This window comes from Colwellia sp. BRX8-7, assembly GCF_014077275.1.
GTDB lineage: Bacteria > Pseudomonadota > Gammaproteobacteria > Enterobacterales > Alteromonadaceae > Colwellia_A.
This window is the reverse complement of the sequence record NZ_JACGVP010000006.1, coordinates 19,629-34,001: the sequence shown is the minus strand read 5'-3', so window position 1 is coordinate 34,001 and position 14,373 is coordinate 19,629. Positions and strand designations below refer to the sequence as shown.

14 protein-coding genes and 1 pseudogene are annotated in these 14,373 nt (G+C 37.0%); 14 read left to right on the top strand and 1 reads right to left on the bottom strand.

Annotation, left to right across the window (positions count from 1 at the left end):
• Positions 1–41: 41 nt before the first annotated feature.
• The 10 genes and pseudogenes from H4J57_RS07390 (at position 42) to puuE (ending at position 9,255) form a co-directional block, all read left to right on the top strand.
• Entirely contained in the window at positions 42–572 is a 531-nt protein-coding gene (locus tag H4J57_RS07390; protein ID WP_182222587.1) for a hypothetical protein, read from the top strand.
• 230 nt (positions 573–802) lie between these two features.
• Complete coding sequence (locus tag H4J57_RS07385; protein WP_182242400.1) at positions 803–1,168, top strand: hypothetical protein; 366 nt, start codon at positions 803–805, stop codon at positions 1,166–1,168.
• 94 nt (positions 1,169–1,262) lie between these two features.
• Positions 1,263–3,251, top strand: coding sequence for a TonB-dependent siderophore receptor (locus H4J57_RS07380; protein WP_182242399.1), 1,989 nt, complete (start codon positions 1,263–1,265; stop codon positions 3,249–3,251).
• A gap of 533 nt (positions 3,252–3,784) precedes the next feature.
• Positions 3,785–4,432: a hypothetical protein gene (locus H4J57_RS07375; RefSeq protein WP_182242398.1), complete on the top strand. Its 648-nt coding sequence runs from the start codon at positions 3,785–3,787 to the stop codon at positions 4,430–4,432.
• A 432-nt stretch (positions 4,433–4,864) separates the two neighbouring features.
• On the top strand, positions 4,865–5,566 hold the full coding sequence (locus tag H4J57_RS07370; RefSeq protein ID WP_182242397.1) for a GntR family transcriptional regulator: 702 nt from the start codon (positions 4,865–4,867) through the stop codon (positions 5,564–5,566).
• Between the two features lie 30 nt (positions 5,567–5,596).
• Positions 5,597–6,245, top strand: a pseudogene (locus tag H4J57_RS07365) (TetR/AcrR family transcriptional regulator).
• Between the two features lie 303 nt (positions 6,246–6,548).
• Positions 6,549–7,751 carry a urate hydroxylase PuuD gene (locus H4J57_RS07360; protein WP_259366820.1) on the top strand — a complete coding sequence of 401 codons (1,203 nt, stop codon included), beginning with the start codon at positions 6,549–6,551 and terminating at the stop codon, positions 7,749–7,751.
• A gap of 73 nt (positions 7,752–7,824) precedes the next feature.
• Entirely contained in the window at positions 7,825–8,040 is a 216-nt protein-coding gene (locus H4J57_RS07355) for a hypothetical protein (protein WP_182242395.1), read from the top strand.
• Between the two features lie 92 nt (positions 8,041–8,132).
• A complete protein-coding gene (locus H4J57_RS07350) occupies positions 8,133–8,306 on the top strand; it encodes an ureidoglycolate lyase (RefSeq protein WP_182242394.1) in 174 nt (57 codons plus the stop codon).
• Between the two features lie 28 nt (positions 8,307–8,334).
• On the top strand, positions 8,335–9,255 hold the full coding sequence (gene puuE, locus H4J57_RS07345) for an allantoinase PuuE (protein WP_404842411.1): 921 nt from the start codon (positions 8,335–8,337) through the stop codon (positions 9,253–9,255).
• A 371-nt stretch (positions 9,256–9,626) separates the two neighbouring features.
• Here puuE and H4J57_RS19995 read toward each other — a convergent pair whose 3' ends face one another.
• Entirely contained in the window at positions 9,627–9,749 is a 123-nt protein-coding gene (locus H4J57_RS19995) for a hypothetical protein (RefSeq protein WP_259366819.1), read from the bottom strand.
• Positions 9,750–10,150: 401 nt separating this feature from the next.
• On the opposite strand from H4J57_RS19995, the gene H4J57_RS07340 reads away from it, so the two are divergent.
• From H4J57_RS07340 to H4J57_RS07330, 4 genes are all read left to right on the top strand, one after another.
• Positions 10,151–12,349: a malate synthase G gene (locus tag H4J57_RS07340; protein ID WP_182242393.1), complete on the top strand. Its 2,199-nt coding sequence runs from the start codon at positions 10,151–10,153 to the stop codon at positions 12,347–12,349.
• Positions 12,339–13,175 carry a bifunctional allantoicase/(S)-ureidoglycine aminohydrolase gene (locus H4J57_RS07335; protein WP_182216246.1) on the top strand — a complete coding sequence of 279 codons (837 nt, stop codon included), beginning with the start codon at positions 12,339–12,341 and terminating at the stop codon, positions 13,173–13,175. The genes H4J57_RS07340 and H4J57_RS07335 overlap by 11 nt, the downstream gene beginning before the upstream one ends.
• A gap of 232 nt (positions 13,176–13,407) precedes the next feature.
• Positions 13,408–13,536 carry a hypothetical protein gene (locus H4J57_RS19990; RefSeq protein WP_259366418.1) on the top strand — a complete coding sequence of 43 codons (129 nt, stop codon included), beginning with the start codon at positions 13,408–13,410 and terminating at the stop codon, positions 13,534–13,536.
• 478 nt (positions 13,537–14,014) lie between these two features.
• Entirely contained in the window at positions 14,015–14,371 is a 357-nt protein-coding gene (locus tag H4J57_RS07330) for a response regulator (RefSeq protein ID WP_070373777.1), read from the top strand.
• Positions 14,372–14,373: the final 2 nt, after the last annotated feature.

Genomic DNA, 14,373 nt, shown 5'->3' with positions numbered 1-14,373 from the left:
GTCAAGTATGGAATACATTTAACGTAATAAAAAGGACATCGATGAAACATCTTTTATTAACTATATTAACCACTACTTTAATCGTGCTTAGCGCTTGTGGCGGCGGTGCTGATAAAAAAACACCAGAGATTAATATATTGCCACCGGTTGAGGAAGGCTTCACCTTACAAAATATTCGCTTTGATTCAAGAGATTATTATGAAGGAGAGCAGGTTACTGTTACAGAAGGTACTCGCTTTGAAGTTCAGTGGGTATCACCGACTTCTGCAGCCTACAGAATAGATTTATACTTATCGATTAATGGCGACGTATATTCTGACGATAATAAAATAGCCGGGCTTAAATGTGGTAGCGCTTCTTTCTCACTCTGCCCAAACGCAACAGGTGAAGTTCAATGTGTAATTGATGACAACAGCTTATCTTGCTCTTTTGGAAACAAATCTGTAGGAAGCGAGTCTTTTCAAGATAATGACCTATCAAGCTTAAGGTTTATTATAAGAGGTTGTGATGCCCTCAGTAACTGTGATGTAAAAACGTTTAATTTGTCAGTACAAAATAATACGGGTAATTAAAATCAATGTTTATTAAAACCGCTCTCAAAGGTAGATATCAACAGGCAAAGAATAGATGTTTCACCTAATCCAAGCCCACCAATAACTGCCAGCAAGGCATTATAATTAATAATCGCTTAAACAGTTTATAGTACCGACTTAATAGATAACTCGCACGAAGTTGCCTATGATTGTTCACATATCACGAATAAACTCTTATAATACTCTGCGTATGGTTTTTAAGGGTTTTTATGTTTAAAGCAGTGTTAAGAATGTTTATTATAGCAATGATGCTTGTTGCCTTCGTTGGGCAAGCAATAAGCTTTAATACTGCTATGTCTTGTGAAAACTCTCTTTCTTTTGATACCAGCGAACAAGTAAAACATTACGGTTTAAGTACAGCTAGTAAAGCTAACCCAAAAGACTGCTGTGGTATCGAATGTTGCGATGTTAATTGTACTTGTATTGTTAATGCATGTTCATCAACTGTATTTTTTAATACTGTCGTTCACTCAGCTAAAATAACTATCTTAGCTGAAGCTTTTTATATGCAACAATTTGAGCAGCTTAAATCTATTTATCCCTTGCTCTATCGGCCTCCTATTTTTACCTCATAAAAACTTAGAATAACAAAGATTGTACAACTCATCACTTTTCAAGTTAATTAGCGCCCTTGTGCTGAATTATTATCAAGTAATACCTGAGGTAAAAATGTTTAAAATATCATTAAAAACGGCAGTAGCCATGCTGTTAATTCCTGCGTTTTCTTACGCGAATGAAAATAACAATGAAGATGAACACAACAAAGAACACCATGAACATAACGATAACAAAATTGAAAAAATTCAAGTAAGCGCTTCTCGTTTAGGTCGTATCGTTACTGAATCGGCAACACGAACCGAAATTATTAATGGAGAAGAAATACAAGAAAAAGCGCTAATGCGTCCAGGGAACATCTCTATGTTAGTGGCTGAAACGGGTGGCGTTAGAGTGCAAACCACCTCGCCTGCGTTAGGAAGTTCCAACATTCGACTGCAAGGAATGTATGGTCGTTACACACAGCTCTTAAGTGACGGTTTACCCTTATACGGTGGTCAAACCGCTTCAATTGGCCTGTTACAAATTCCACCTACAGACCTTGCAAATGTTGAAATAATTAAAGGATCTGCTTCTTCTCTTTATGGTGGTTCAGCACTTGGAGGGGTGATCAATCTAATTTCACGCACACCTTCAGATGTTTATGAGGGCGAAGTGTTACTTAATGCTACGTCTAAAAATGGTCAAGATATCACTTCATACTTTGCCGCTCCTTTAACTAGCGCTTTAAGTGCATCGATTACTGCTGGAGTTCATCATCAAGAAGAGCAAGACTTAGATAACGATGGCTGGATTGATTTGGCTGGCTACGAAAGGCACAGTGTCCGACCTCGTTTCTATTGGCAGCAAGATAATGGTGCAAACCTTTACGTTACCTTGGGTGCAATGAAAGAACAAAGAGATGGTGGTACTTTAGGTGACGCTACTTTACCTGATGGTAATAGTTTTCCTCAAACACAGGGTACGCTTAGAACCGATGTTGGTTTCATATATGACCGCCCATTGGGGCAGGTGATGACTATTAATGTCCGTGGCTCGGCAATGAAACAAGACCACGAGCATGAATTTGGTCCTGTTCAAGAGGATGACAGCCATACAAGCAGCCTGATTGAGTCGAGTTTGTCAGGGTATTCTGATAAAGCGGCATGGCTAGTTGGCTTAGCACTACAGTCTGAAAAGTTCGAATCTGATACCTTTTCTGAATTTAATTATTCCTATCAAGTGCCGGGACTATTTTCGCAACTAGATTATGAAGTCAGTGATGATATTTCTATGTCGCTTAGTGCACGTGCTGATTGGCATAATGAATACGGAACACAAGTAAGCCCGCGAATTTCATTATTATACAACCAAGAAAGCTGGTCGGTTAGAGGGGCATATGGGCAAGGTTTTTTCGCACCAAGTCCTTTTATTGAAGATATTGATGAAGCCGGTTTATCTCGACTTGCGCCGCTAGAGAGTCTTGATGAGGAGCGAGCATCTACCGCATCTATAGATTTTAGCTATGTGCTGGGCAGTGTAGAAACTAGCCTAACATTATTTGCGTCAGATATTGATAACGTTACTGAGTTAGCTGTGATTAATAGTGATGATGCTTCAAGAAAGCAAGTTCTTATCGTCAATGCTGCTGGCGAAAGTAACATTAACGGTGCTGAATTATTACTACGCTATCGCTGGCAAGATATTAAATTTACCGGTAGCTATTTATACATAGACGCCACTAAAGAAAGAGATCCGCAATTTGGCCGAGTACCCTTAGCGTTAACCCCTAAACATTCGGCTGGTCTTGTTGTAATGTGGGAAGAACATGGTAGTCATATGGTAGGATTTGAAGCTTACTATACGGGTACACAACAACTTGAAAACAACCCATATCGAGAGCGAAGCAGCCCTTATTGGCACTTAGGGCTGCTGGGTCAAATTACCATCGGACAAGTAAGCTTTTTCGTTAATGCTGAAAACTTGTTAAATGTGCGACAAACAAAGGATGACTCTTTAGTATTACCCGAACAAGCACCTAGCGGTCGATGGACAACCAACATTTGGTCAAGAAACGATGGCTTTACTGTTAATGCTGGTTTACGTTTTAAATTTGGCGGTTAAAAGCATACTATATTAGTATAACGATTTGTTGGATTGACCATATTGTATTAAGTGTTTTTAGAGGGGATACCGGTAGTTTTAGCTGTCCCCTGATTCGAAGAACGGGTGCTTTGGTGATCTTAAATGAGCTATTAGGGGCTTCTAATGGCTAGCGTTTAGTTCTCATCGTCACCCTAAACCCTAAATAGGGATTAGGGTGCTAAGTTTATCAGTCTCACTCAGCCACAGCTGAGTTCAAGAATGTAAAACCTCAAGTCTATAATGTAACATTAGTTAGCGTTAACAGGTTACTCGATTAACTCATCAAAAAAATGCTCATAATGAAGGTTAACTATTTAGGGATCTTTAGTTTAAATTTTGATTGCTTAACATGAGACTGTCCCTTTGATATTCAGCGCTATAGGATGTTATATCGTTTATTGATATTAAATAATCTACTTATTGAATGGTTATATATAAAAATATGACCATAATAAATAATAGTGACAGTGACTCTAAATTTTTTAATCATATTATTAGGCGACTCTTTAGCAATGAAAATATATTTGTTATTAACCTTACTTTTTTGTGCTTCCTCTTTTTCTCAAGAGACGACAATTGAGGTGATTTCAATAGAATATCCGCCTTTTACCACAGTAGAACGTGATGATGATGGCTTAGCGTTTACCTTATTACGAAAGAGTAAAATTGGCTCTTCATTGACTTGGATACCGGTTTTTCTTCCTCCTGGAAGAGCAAATAGAGTTATCAATGCTGATCAGTGGTGTGCTAGTTTTTATCCTCCAAGTAGTACACTTAATTTTTCTTCCTACGTTTTAGATGAAAATTTAATTAGTATCTCTCTTATCAGAAAGAGAGAGCCAACAGAATTTACCTGGACAATGCTCGAAGAGCTTAAGCCATATTTAATTGGTTTACTGAGAACTAACCATAATTCTCAGTTTGTTAAATCATTCACTGATGCTGGCATTAAGATATTTTATATGGAGTCTGTTGAAACAGGTATAAAAATGGTTTTAAGTGACCGGGTCGATTATGCCATGATTGACAATATAACGTTTGATTCTCTAGATTCAGAAACAAAGCGTCAATTGCAGTTTTCAAACACTCACCTGCTAGAAACACAAATCACACTTTATATTAATAATAAATGTGCTGAGATAAAAAGTAACGTTGAGTAACTCTATTTGAAGAAAAAAGTCACTTTTGTTAACGTTAGCTTCAGTAAAGGCATTAAATACGATTGATCAACACTTAGCTGGCTCAATCTCAAAATCGGCATATTTTTTCAACCACCTTACTTTGGCACGTTGTTCAGCATTATTTCCAAGTGCAGGTGTGAGCTTTTAATGGCTACGGGTAACTTACTCGCAGAGGCTTCTCTACAAACTAGCTGCCCATATCCTGACTTATTAGTACCTATAAATAAATGAATTAAGTCGAGCTGAATACTGAACATATAAATATGTATCGGTATAATTTGAGTGATGATGAGAAAATAAACGATAAGGTTATTGATTGTAATGAAGTTCAATGACTAGTTAACATAAAACTCTATATACTATAATCTAAGAGAATTAGTACCAAGTGGTCAATTTGTATTTAGGATTGTGATGAAAGTTAAGTTGAAGTCTGACGAAAAAATTAAAAAAATTAGCGATAAAGAAATATACCAAGAAATTTTTGATGCAATATTATCGTTTCGTTTACGCCCTGGTACTCGGCTGACTGAAGAAAATTTATCAAAAATATTTAATGTGGGTCGTACAACGATTCGTAGTGCTTTACTGCGACTTTCTCAAGACCATATTATTGAAATTCAACCGAACAAAGGGGCATTTATCGCAAGTCCGACCGTTAAACAAGGTAAAGATATTCTTGAAGCTCGAAAATTAATTGAAGTAGAGATTGTTAAAGATGTCATTAAGCATGCAACGCATAGTGACTTCGACTTATTGAAAAAAATAGTTAAATCAGAAGAAAATAATATCAAACGTGAACATATGGTTGAAGGTATTCAACTCGGTGGCGACTTCCATTTGATGCTGGCGAAGATATCAAAAAACACCACGCTTGAGCGCATTCTGACAACCTTAATACCGCAAACCTCTTTAGTGATTGTACTGTATGAAAACCCTGATGCGCCTAAATGCTCGCATTTTGAACACTTCGAGCTTATCGACGTAATGGAAAAAGGTCAGGTTGAAAAAGCTACAGCACTTATGTATCAACATATTCATAGTATTGAGACGCGTTTAAATTTAGATGAAAAAGAATTTACTAGCGATTTAGTTGATATATTTAAAAAACGTTAATGCGTTAACGGTTAGGTCTTTGATTAAAATATGGCAATAATAAAAATTTCTGATGATGATTTAGTCAATACACAACAAAAAGCTAGGTTATTAAACAAAAATAAAATAATAAAAGCTGCTGAACAAGAATTTAAGAAATATGGCTTTAATGGTGCGTCCATTGCGCGTATTGCTGAAACGGCAATGTTACCCAGAAGTAACATTCATTATTATTTCACGAATAAACTCGCGCTTTATGGTGCGGTGTTAACTAATATTATCAATTTATGGAATCAAGCTTTTGCTGATATAAAGCCCAATGATGACCCAGCAAAAGCAATTGCAAGCTACATAGATGCGAAAATAGAGTATTCAAGAACTAATCCTACTCCTTCAATTATTTTTGCTAGTGAGTTACTGCATGGCGCGCCTTATTTAAGTCAATATTTGAAAACAGATTTTAAACAGTGGATCACTGACAAAGCTAACATCATTCAATCATGGCAAGTGCAAGGTAAGTTAGATGAGCAAATATCAGCTTACTATTTGGGGGGCAACTCAACATTATGCTAATTTTTCAGTTGAGATTGAAGCTGCTTTAGATAGGCCGCTGACCAATAGCGACTTTGATGATGCTAAAAGAACGATAAAACATATCATATTAAAAGGTTGTGGTATGCAGCTTGTTGAGAAGCGCTAACAATAGATATAACTCTTATAATTTCAATCCCTTCCTGTAGAAAAATCACCTATATTTTTAAAAACATAAAGTCATTGGAATTTTTTGGCTTTAGTTTATGGGCAAAAATACTTGTTTGTACTGATGGTTAATTGTAAACAAGATTGTTGACAATGTTGTTTTTGTTTCATATGCTAAGTTGATGTTTAGTAATGAATGTAAATTACACAACACAAGCCTTAAGCTATAGTTAAGTTGGCAAATTAAGCCGCGCTATAAATGCAATATAAATTCTTTAGAAGGGTCAGAAATTTGGAAGCGTATTTGTTCGATGTATTAAATTTTTTAGTGCGAAGTTTTCATATCATTACCGGCATAGCTTGGATCGGCGCATCATTTTATTTTGTTATGCTAGATAATTCATTACATACACCTAAAAATCCTGCAGACACCCAAAATGGTGTTTTTGGTGAGTTATGGGCGGTACACGGTGGTGGTTTTTATCATTCGCAAAAATACATGTTGGGTCCCAAAAACCAACCTTTAGACGATAATCTTCATTGGTCTAAATGGGAAGCATATACAACGTGGATCAGTGGTTTCTTTTTGATGGCTATTGTCTACTGGTATGGCGCTGATATTTACCTTATTGATACAAGTGTTGCTGATATATCGCAAAGCACAGCCATTGCAATTAGCTTAGGCTTTATGTTTGGTGGCTACATTATTTACGATTTCTTATGTAAATCTGCTTTAGCTAAAAACGATTTAGTTTTAGGTGTTGTGATTTTTGCACTTGTCTCTGCCGCCGCTTATGCATTAACACACATATTTAGTGGTCGTGGCGCTTTTATGACATTTGGTGCCATGTTAGGTACTATTATGGCAGCTAGCGTATTCTTTGTTATTATTCCTGGCCAAAAGAAAATGGTCGAAAGGCTCATCGCAGGCGAGAAAGTTGACGCCGCCCCGGGAATAGCAGGCAAACAGCGTTCTGTTCATAACACTTACTTTACCTTACCTGTTGTCTTTGTGATGATAAGTAACCACTATGCCATGACCTATAACCATGAGTATAACTGGTTAATATTAATGGGTATTTCTATGGCAGGTGCCTTAATACGGGTGTTCTTTGTTTCGCGTCACACGCCAGGAAAACCACTAACAGGAGCGTTAGTTACTGCTGTAGTTATTATGGTCGTCGTTATCTGGGCTATGGCGCCTAAGTCAATCGTGACGAACACTGATTCAACAGCCTCACCAGTAGAATTCTCTCAAGTTCAAGCCATTATTAAACAGCGTTGTTCATCTTGTCATGCAGACAAACCTACACAAGCTGGTTTTGCCGCTGCGCCTAAAGGCTTTATTTATGACACACCTGAACAAATTAAAGCGCAAGCTACTCAAATTTATCAGCAAGCCGTAGTCCTTAAAGCTATGCCTATAGGTAACTTAACCAAAATTACCGACTCAGAGCGGAAGTTAATTGCACTGTGGTATCAACAACGTCAAACAACAAAAGAGTAATGTAACCTTTACTTTATACAACTAAATAATCACGGAATAAAAAGTTACAACAAAACAAAAACCGAGAAGATAAATGAACATGATAACCACAGTTATTAGTGCTGCATCTTTTCTATTTCTTGGTTTGAGTTCGGCTACCACACAAGCTGCTACTTTTAGTACATTTAAAGTAGCAGGCTTATATGGCACAGGACATAATAAACGAAGCACTGATGGCAATGAAGCAACGTTCACTATTGCAAATGCAACAGGCTTTACGTGGGATGATAGCTATTTTTTGCCGATGTAGCCAATGTCAGTGATGCAAATTCAACAGGTGGTACACATCTCGAGTTTGCTCCTAGCTATCGCCTCTAAAAAGTTACCTCTAAGATAATAAAAGTGGCAGGTAATTCTGTTTCTAGTGCAAATTTACAAGTTTTTGTAACCCATGAACAACAAAACTTTAATTTTCATGCAGGAATTTGGCACATACCCTTAATTTCAGAAAAAGACCGACTTTTGTCGTCTTTGATAGGGGCGGTGCTGGCAAACATTGTAATGAACTTACTTTAGAAAACGAAACTATTGAGTTGACATTAGCATGAGTAAAATAGATATGAATAACTACCCTCGAGACATGAAAGGATACGGAGAGCATGCACCTAAGGTTACTTGGCCAAATAAGGCAAAAGTGGCGGTGCAATTTGTGATCAACTATGAAGAAGGAGCCGAGAATTGCATTTTACATGGTGATAATGCCTCGGAAACTTTTCTATCAGAAATCATTGGCGCACAACCGTTTGTTAACGAACGACATATGAACATGGAGTCTTTTTATGAATATGGCAGCCGTGCAGGTTTTTGGCGATTACATCGTTTATTTTCTCAGCGAGGCTTACCTGTAACTGTTTTTGGTGTCGCGATGGCGATGCAACGTAATCCTGAAGCAGTTGAAGCGATGTTAAAAGCAGATTGGGAAATTGCGAGTCATGGATACAGGTGGATAGACTATCAAAATGTACCGATTGAAACCGAGCGTGAACATTTAAAAAAAGCGATAGCTATTCACAAAGAAATGACAGGACAAAAACCTAAAGGTTGGTATCTTGGCCGCATGAGTGAAAATACTCGACAGTTGGTAATGGAAGAAGGCTCTTTTTTATACGATGCTGATAGTTATGCTGATGATTTACCTTATTATGTAAAAGGTAAAGAAAAGCCACATTTAATTGTCCCTTATAGTTTAGATGCCAATGATATGCGTTTTGCTAGTCCGCAAGGTTTTAATTCAGGTGAACAGTTTTATTGTTACTTAAAAGATACTTTTGATACTTTGTATGCTGAAGGGGCTGATGCGCCAAAAATGATGTCTATTGGTTTGCATTGCCGCATTATTGGCCGACCAGGTCGTTTTGCAAGTTTGGTTAAGTTCTTAGATTATATTGGAAAATATAATGATGTCTGGGTGTGTAGGAGACAAGATATTGCAGAGCACTGGTTAGCAAACCATAAAGCAGAATAAGTAGTAAGTAGCTAAAATTATTGCAATAACAAACAATTAGCAAACCATAAAGCAGAATAAGTAGTAAGCAGCTAAAATTATTGCAATGACAAACGATTAGCAAACCATAAAGCAGAATAAGTATTAGCAAGTACCTAGTGATACTGCAACAACACCAAGAGCCTTAATTTAAGAGGTTTGACTGGTGTTGTTGTTAACAGATTGAGCATAGGGTAAAAATATTACAATGCCCCCCTCAAAAGAAGTAAGTTGAAACAAAGATTACACTAGCAATAAAACCACGATATTCTGTTCTTCTAACCGCTAAAAAAGGCATGGTTAACGCACCCAAAATACCTGCTCCCATAAAATAACTTACCAACATACTCGCGCTAACGGTACATAATAATTTGCGCTAGCGTCAAAATGCCAAGATGAGTTGGAATACGATTTAAAAATGGTGGTTTATCTTGTTGCTCACCTTTATTTGAAAAGTAGTCTGCTACATGGATCATGATAACGTATTCTCCAGCTTCAATCTTGGTGTCGTCAAGTAATCACTCGTTTGTTCATCCGTCAGTATTGATTATCACTGTTAGTAAACGGACGATTATTCTAGATTTTTTATACACATTACTCGCTTTATAGGTCAACTTTTCGGTAAATTTCAGGTGATCTTGAGATGATTGTTAAGGTGTTTTATTAAGCATAAATATTGTTTGATGTTAATAGAGTTGACTCAAAGGTAAGTTGTCAACAATTGTGTATACAATCCCTTGTCTTTATTGACAGGTGTTGTGAATTTGTATACATTCATCAGCATTGCAGCTTTAGATAAAGACGCTTATCAGCGCAGACCTCAACAGATAATTAACATAACAATCAAAGTATAATTAAGGAATAAGTGGTTAAGGAAATGACAATATATCAACAGAAAAACTTGCTAAAAGTAGATATTGATTTAGTAAAATTCATAGAAGAAGAGGTTTTACTTGGCTTAAACATCTCTGCTGATAATTTTTGGAAATCCTTATCAACAATCACTCATCAATTAGGGCCTGAGAATAGAGCCTTATTAGTAAAACGCACTCAATTTCAGGAACAACTTGATGATTGGAATCTCGCGCATCAAGATAATTTTGATATTGAGGAATATAAACAATTTCTTTTTGATATAGGCTATTTAAGCCCTGAAGGTGATGACTTTCTTATCACCACAAACAACGTAGATAGTGAAGTAAGCTCACAAGCTGGACCACAACTTGTTGTTCCCGCCGCCAACGCTAGATTTGCATTAAATGCCGCTAATGCTCGCTGGGGAAGTTTATACGATGCCCTTTATGGAACTGATGTCATTAGTGATGAAGATGGCGCTGAGAAAAAAGCAACGCATAATCCTATTAGAGCAGCAAAAGTAGTCGCTTACGGCCGTGAATTTTTAGATGATCACTTTCCATTAGTCAATGGCTCACATCATCAGTCATGTGCTTATACTATTGACAATAAAAAGCTTTTAGTCACTTTAGTTGATGGTCGTACTTCACTATTAAAAAATACTGAACAATTTATTGGCTTTCAGGGGGATAAGAATAAGCTCAGCTCAGTTTTACTTAACCATCATGATTTACGTGTGGCGATAGAAATAGATGCAAGCTCAGCTATTGGTAAAACAGACGCCGCAGATATAAAAGATATTACTTTAGAATCAGCATTAACCACAATACAAGACTTTGAAGATTCGGTAGTTGCAGTAGACGCCAAAGAAAAAATTCATGTTTATCGTAATTGGTTAGGGCTAATGAAAGGTGACTTAAGTGAAACTATTGATAAAGCCGGTAAAATAACTCAGCGAGTATTAAAAGCTGATAAAATTTATCAGGACCTTAACGGTGGCAACTTGAATTTGCCAGGACGCAGTTTATTATTCTGTCGAAATGTTGGCCACTTAATGACTAACGCTGCAATACTCGATCAAGAGGGCTTCGAAATTCAAGAGGGCATCATGGACGCCATGATAAGCACCTTAATAGCCTTACACGATTTACAAAAAAATAGTATTCACCGTAACTCAAGAAAGGGTAGTGTCTATGTTGTTAAGCCTAAAATGCATGGTCCTGATGAAGTGGCTTTTGCTAACAAACTCTTTAATGCTGTTGAAGATGGTTTAAATCTTGTCAGATATACCATTAAAATTGGGGTAATGGACGAAGAACGTCGCACAACAGTCAACCTGAAAGAGTGTATTAGAGCCGTAAAAAATCGCGTTGTATTTATTAATACTGGTTTTTTAGATAGAACGGGCGATGAAATACATACCAGTATGCTACTAGGTCCCATGGTGTTAAAAGGTGATATGAAAGCACAACCCTGGATTAAAGCCTACGAAGATAGGAATGTAGATATAGGTTTAGCCTGCGGTTTTTCCGGTAAAGCACAAATTGGTAAAGGCATGTGGGCTATTCCTGATGAAATGGCTAATATGATGAAAATGAAAATTGCTCATCCTTTATCAGGTGCTAATACGGCATGGGTTCCATCACCAACCGCGGCTACCTTACATGCTATACATTACCATCAAGTGAATGTATTTGAGGTACAGAGTAGGGTTGCGCAAAGATCTCGTGCTCGTTTAAATGATATATTAACAGTACCCTTATTAAAAAAACCTGAGCAATTGGGTAAAGAGACGATTGAAAAAGAGCTTAATAACAATGCCCAAGGTCTATTGGGTTACGTAGTTCGTTGGGTTGATTTAGGCATGGGCGCTTCAAAAGTCCCCGACATTAACAATGTTGGCTTAATGGAAGATAGAGCGACATTAAGAATTTCTAGTCAGCACATTTGTAACTGGCTAGCACACGGTATCTTATCTGAGTCTGAAGTGAGGTCTTCCTTAGAAAAAATGGCGGTTATTGTTGATCAACAAAATGCCCATGACCCTTTATATCAGCCAATGTCTGCTAACTTTGCAAGTAGTTTAGCTTTTCAAGCAGCATTAGATCTTGTCTTTAAAGGGAAAACACAGCCCAATGGTTATACCGAGCCTTTACTTCATGCTTACAGGAAAGAATTTAATGAAGCCCAAACAACAAGGAAAAACGAAAATGTCAAATAAAAGTACATATTATGCGCCTACAGGTGGATTACCACCACAAACACAATTGATCTCTGATCGCGCTATTTTTACCGAAGCTTACGCAATTATTCCTAAAGGTGTGTTAACCGATATTGTTATCAGTTATTTACCCTTTTGGAATAATATGAGGATGTGGGTGCTGGCTCGTCCATTGAGTGGCTTTTCAGAAACTTTTTCTCAATACATAGTAGAAGTAACACCAAACGGCGGCTCTGAAAAACCAGAACTTGATGAAAATGCTGAAGGTGTACTCTTTATTGTTGAAGGTGAAATGGATGTTACTATCGAAGGGACAAATCACCATATGACATCAGGCGGGTATGCTTATTTGCCTGCAGGTGCTCAATGGACACTTAAAAATAATAGTTTAGAAAATGTAAAGTTCCATTGGATCCGCAAAGCTTATCAAGTCGTTGAAGGCATAGATGCACCAGAAGCTTTTGTAACCAGTGACCATGAAGTTGAAGCTATTGAAATGCCTAATACCGGTGGTGTATGGAAAACCACAAGATTTACTGAGCAATCAGATATGCGCCATGATATGCATGTAAACATTGTAACTTTTGAGCCAGGCGGCGTGATCCCTTTTGACGAAACACATGTGATGGAACATGGATTATATGTTTTAGAAGGTAAAGCTGTTTATCATTTAAACGGTGAATGGGTTGAAGTAGAGGCGGGTGACTTTATGTGGTTACGTGCTTTTTGTCCACAATCTTGCTATGCCGGTGGCCCAGGTCCATTTAGATATTTATTATATAAAGATGTAAATAGACATATGCCATTTATACGTCCGAGAAGTTAATCTCTTCTGTGCTTATAGTTACTCTATACGTACTTTTTAGTAAAATATCGAATGTGATAATAATGTTGGATATTTTACTTTAGCCTCTGGCTAACAAGAGGCTTACCTATTTCAGTTAAAGGTATCCTTGTAGGCGGAATAGGGCTCTTAGCTGCTAACATCTACAAAAAAAACTATAAAGCCAGCAAAACATGATGCTAGCTACCAAGAAATGCTTGAGGTATGTCAATTAGTGAAGCTAACTTCATTTATTGATAGCTTATCGTTTGTTATTAATACTTGGCTAGGCTCTAAAAGTGTAGGATTATTAGTTGGCCAAGCACAACGATTACAGATTGCACCCTTGTTGTTACGTCCATAAAATGTGCTGATTTTAAACAAGCCAACCAAAGGACTAGATCGAGGCAAAGAAGAAGCGGTAATGATTAATATTCTCGCCCATGTAAGAAAACATAAACAGACGTTACTAGTTGCTACTCATTTTTGCGACGGATTTATATTTTTACATCAGGTTAATTTTATTGAAAGTTATATGCCAAGTATAAACTTTGATAACACGAATATTTATCATCTAGCCAAAACTTATGTTACCGGCATTACAGAAGTGTATTTAATCGCACCCCACATTTTTAACGTCGACTTACATGCTTTTAACGTTCCCTTTAGGCTCCTTGGCTCTAACCAAAACACTCCCATTAAAGCCTATGTTTTGAAAGTCACAGCTTCTTTTTATACCTTGCTCAAATTACTAATTATATTTCAATATATTAGCTTGCAAATAACCCCATTCGTTTATATGCTTTTATGAGACAGGTTATTAAAAATAATTGGGTATTTAAATGAGTAAAGTTGTATTAATTGTCGACGATAGTATTGTTTCTCGAATGATGCTTAAAGAAATTGTTAAATCTTATATACCTGGAGTCGACATCATTGAAGCTGGAGGTGGAGAGCAGTGCTTGAGCCAATTAACGGCGGAAAGTAAAATTGATATTGCGATTTTTGATTATAATATGCCTGGTATGACAGGTATTGAATTAATCTTTGCATTAGATAAGCTAATTTCAATTCCTAAGCGCGCTTTGTTAACCGCAAATATCCAAGATGAAATAAAACAACAGGCTGAGCAAGCAGGTGTTGTTTTTTTAATTAAACCGATTACCGAAGAACTCATTAGCCATTTTTTAAATAGTTAGGG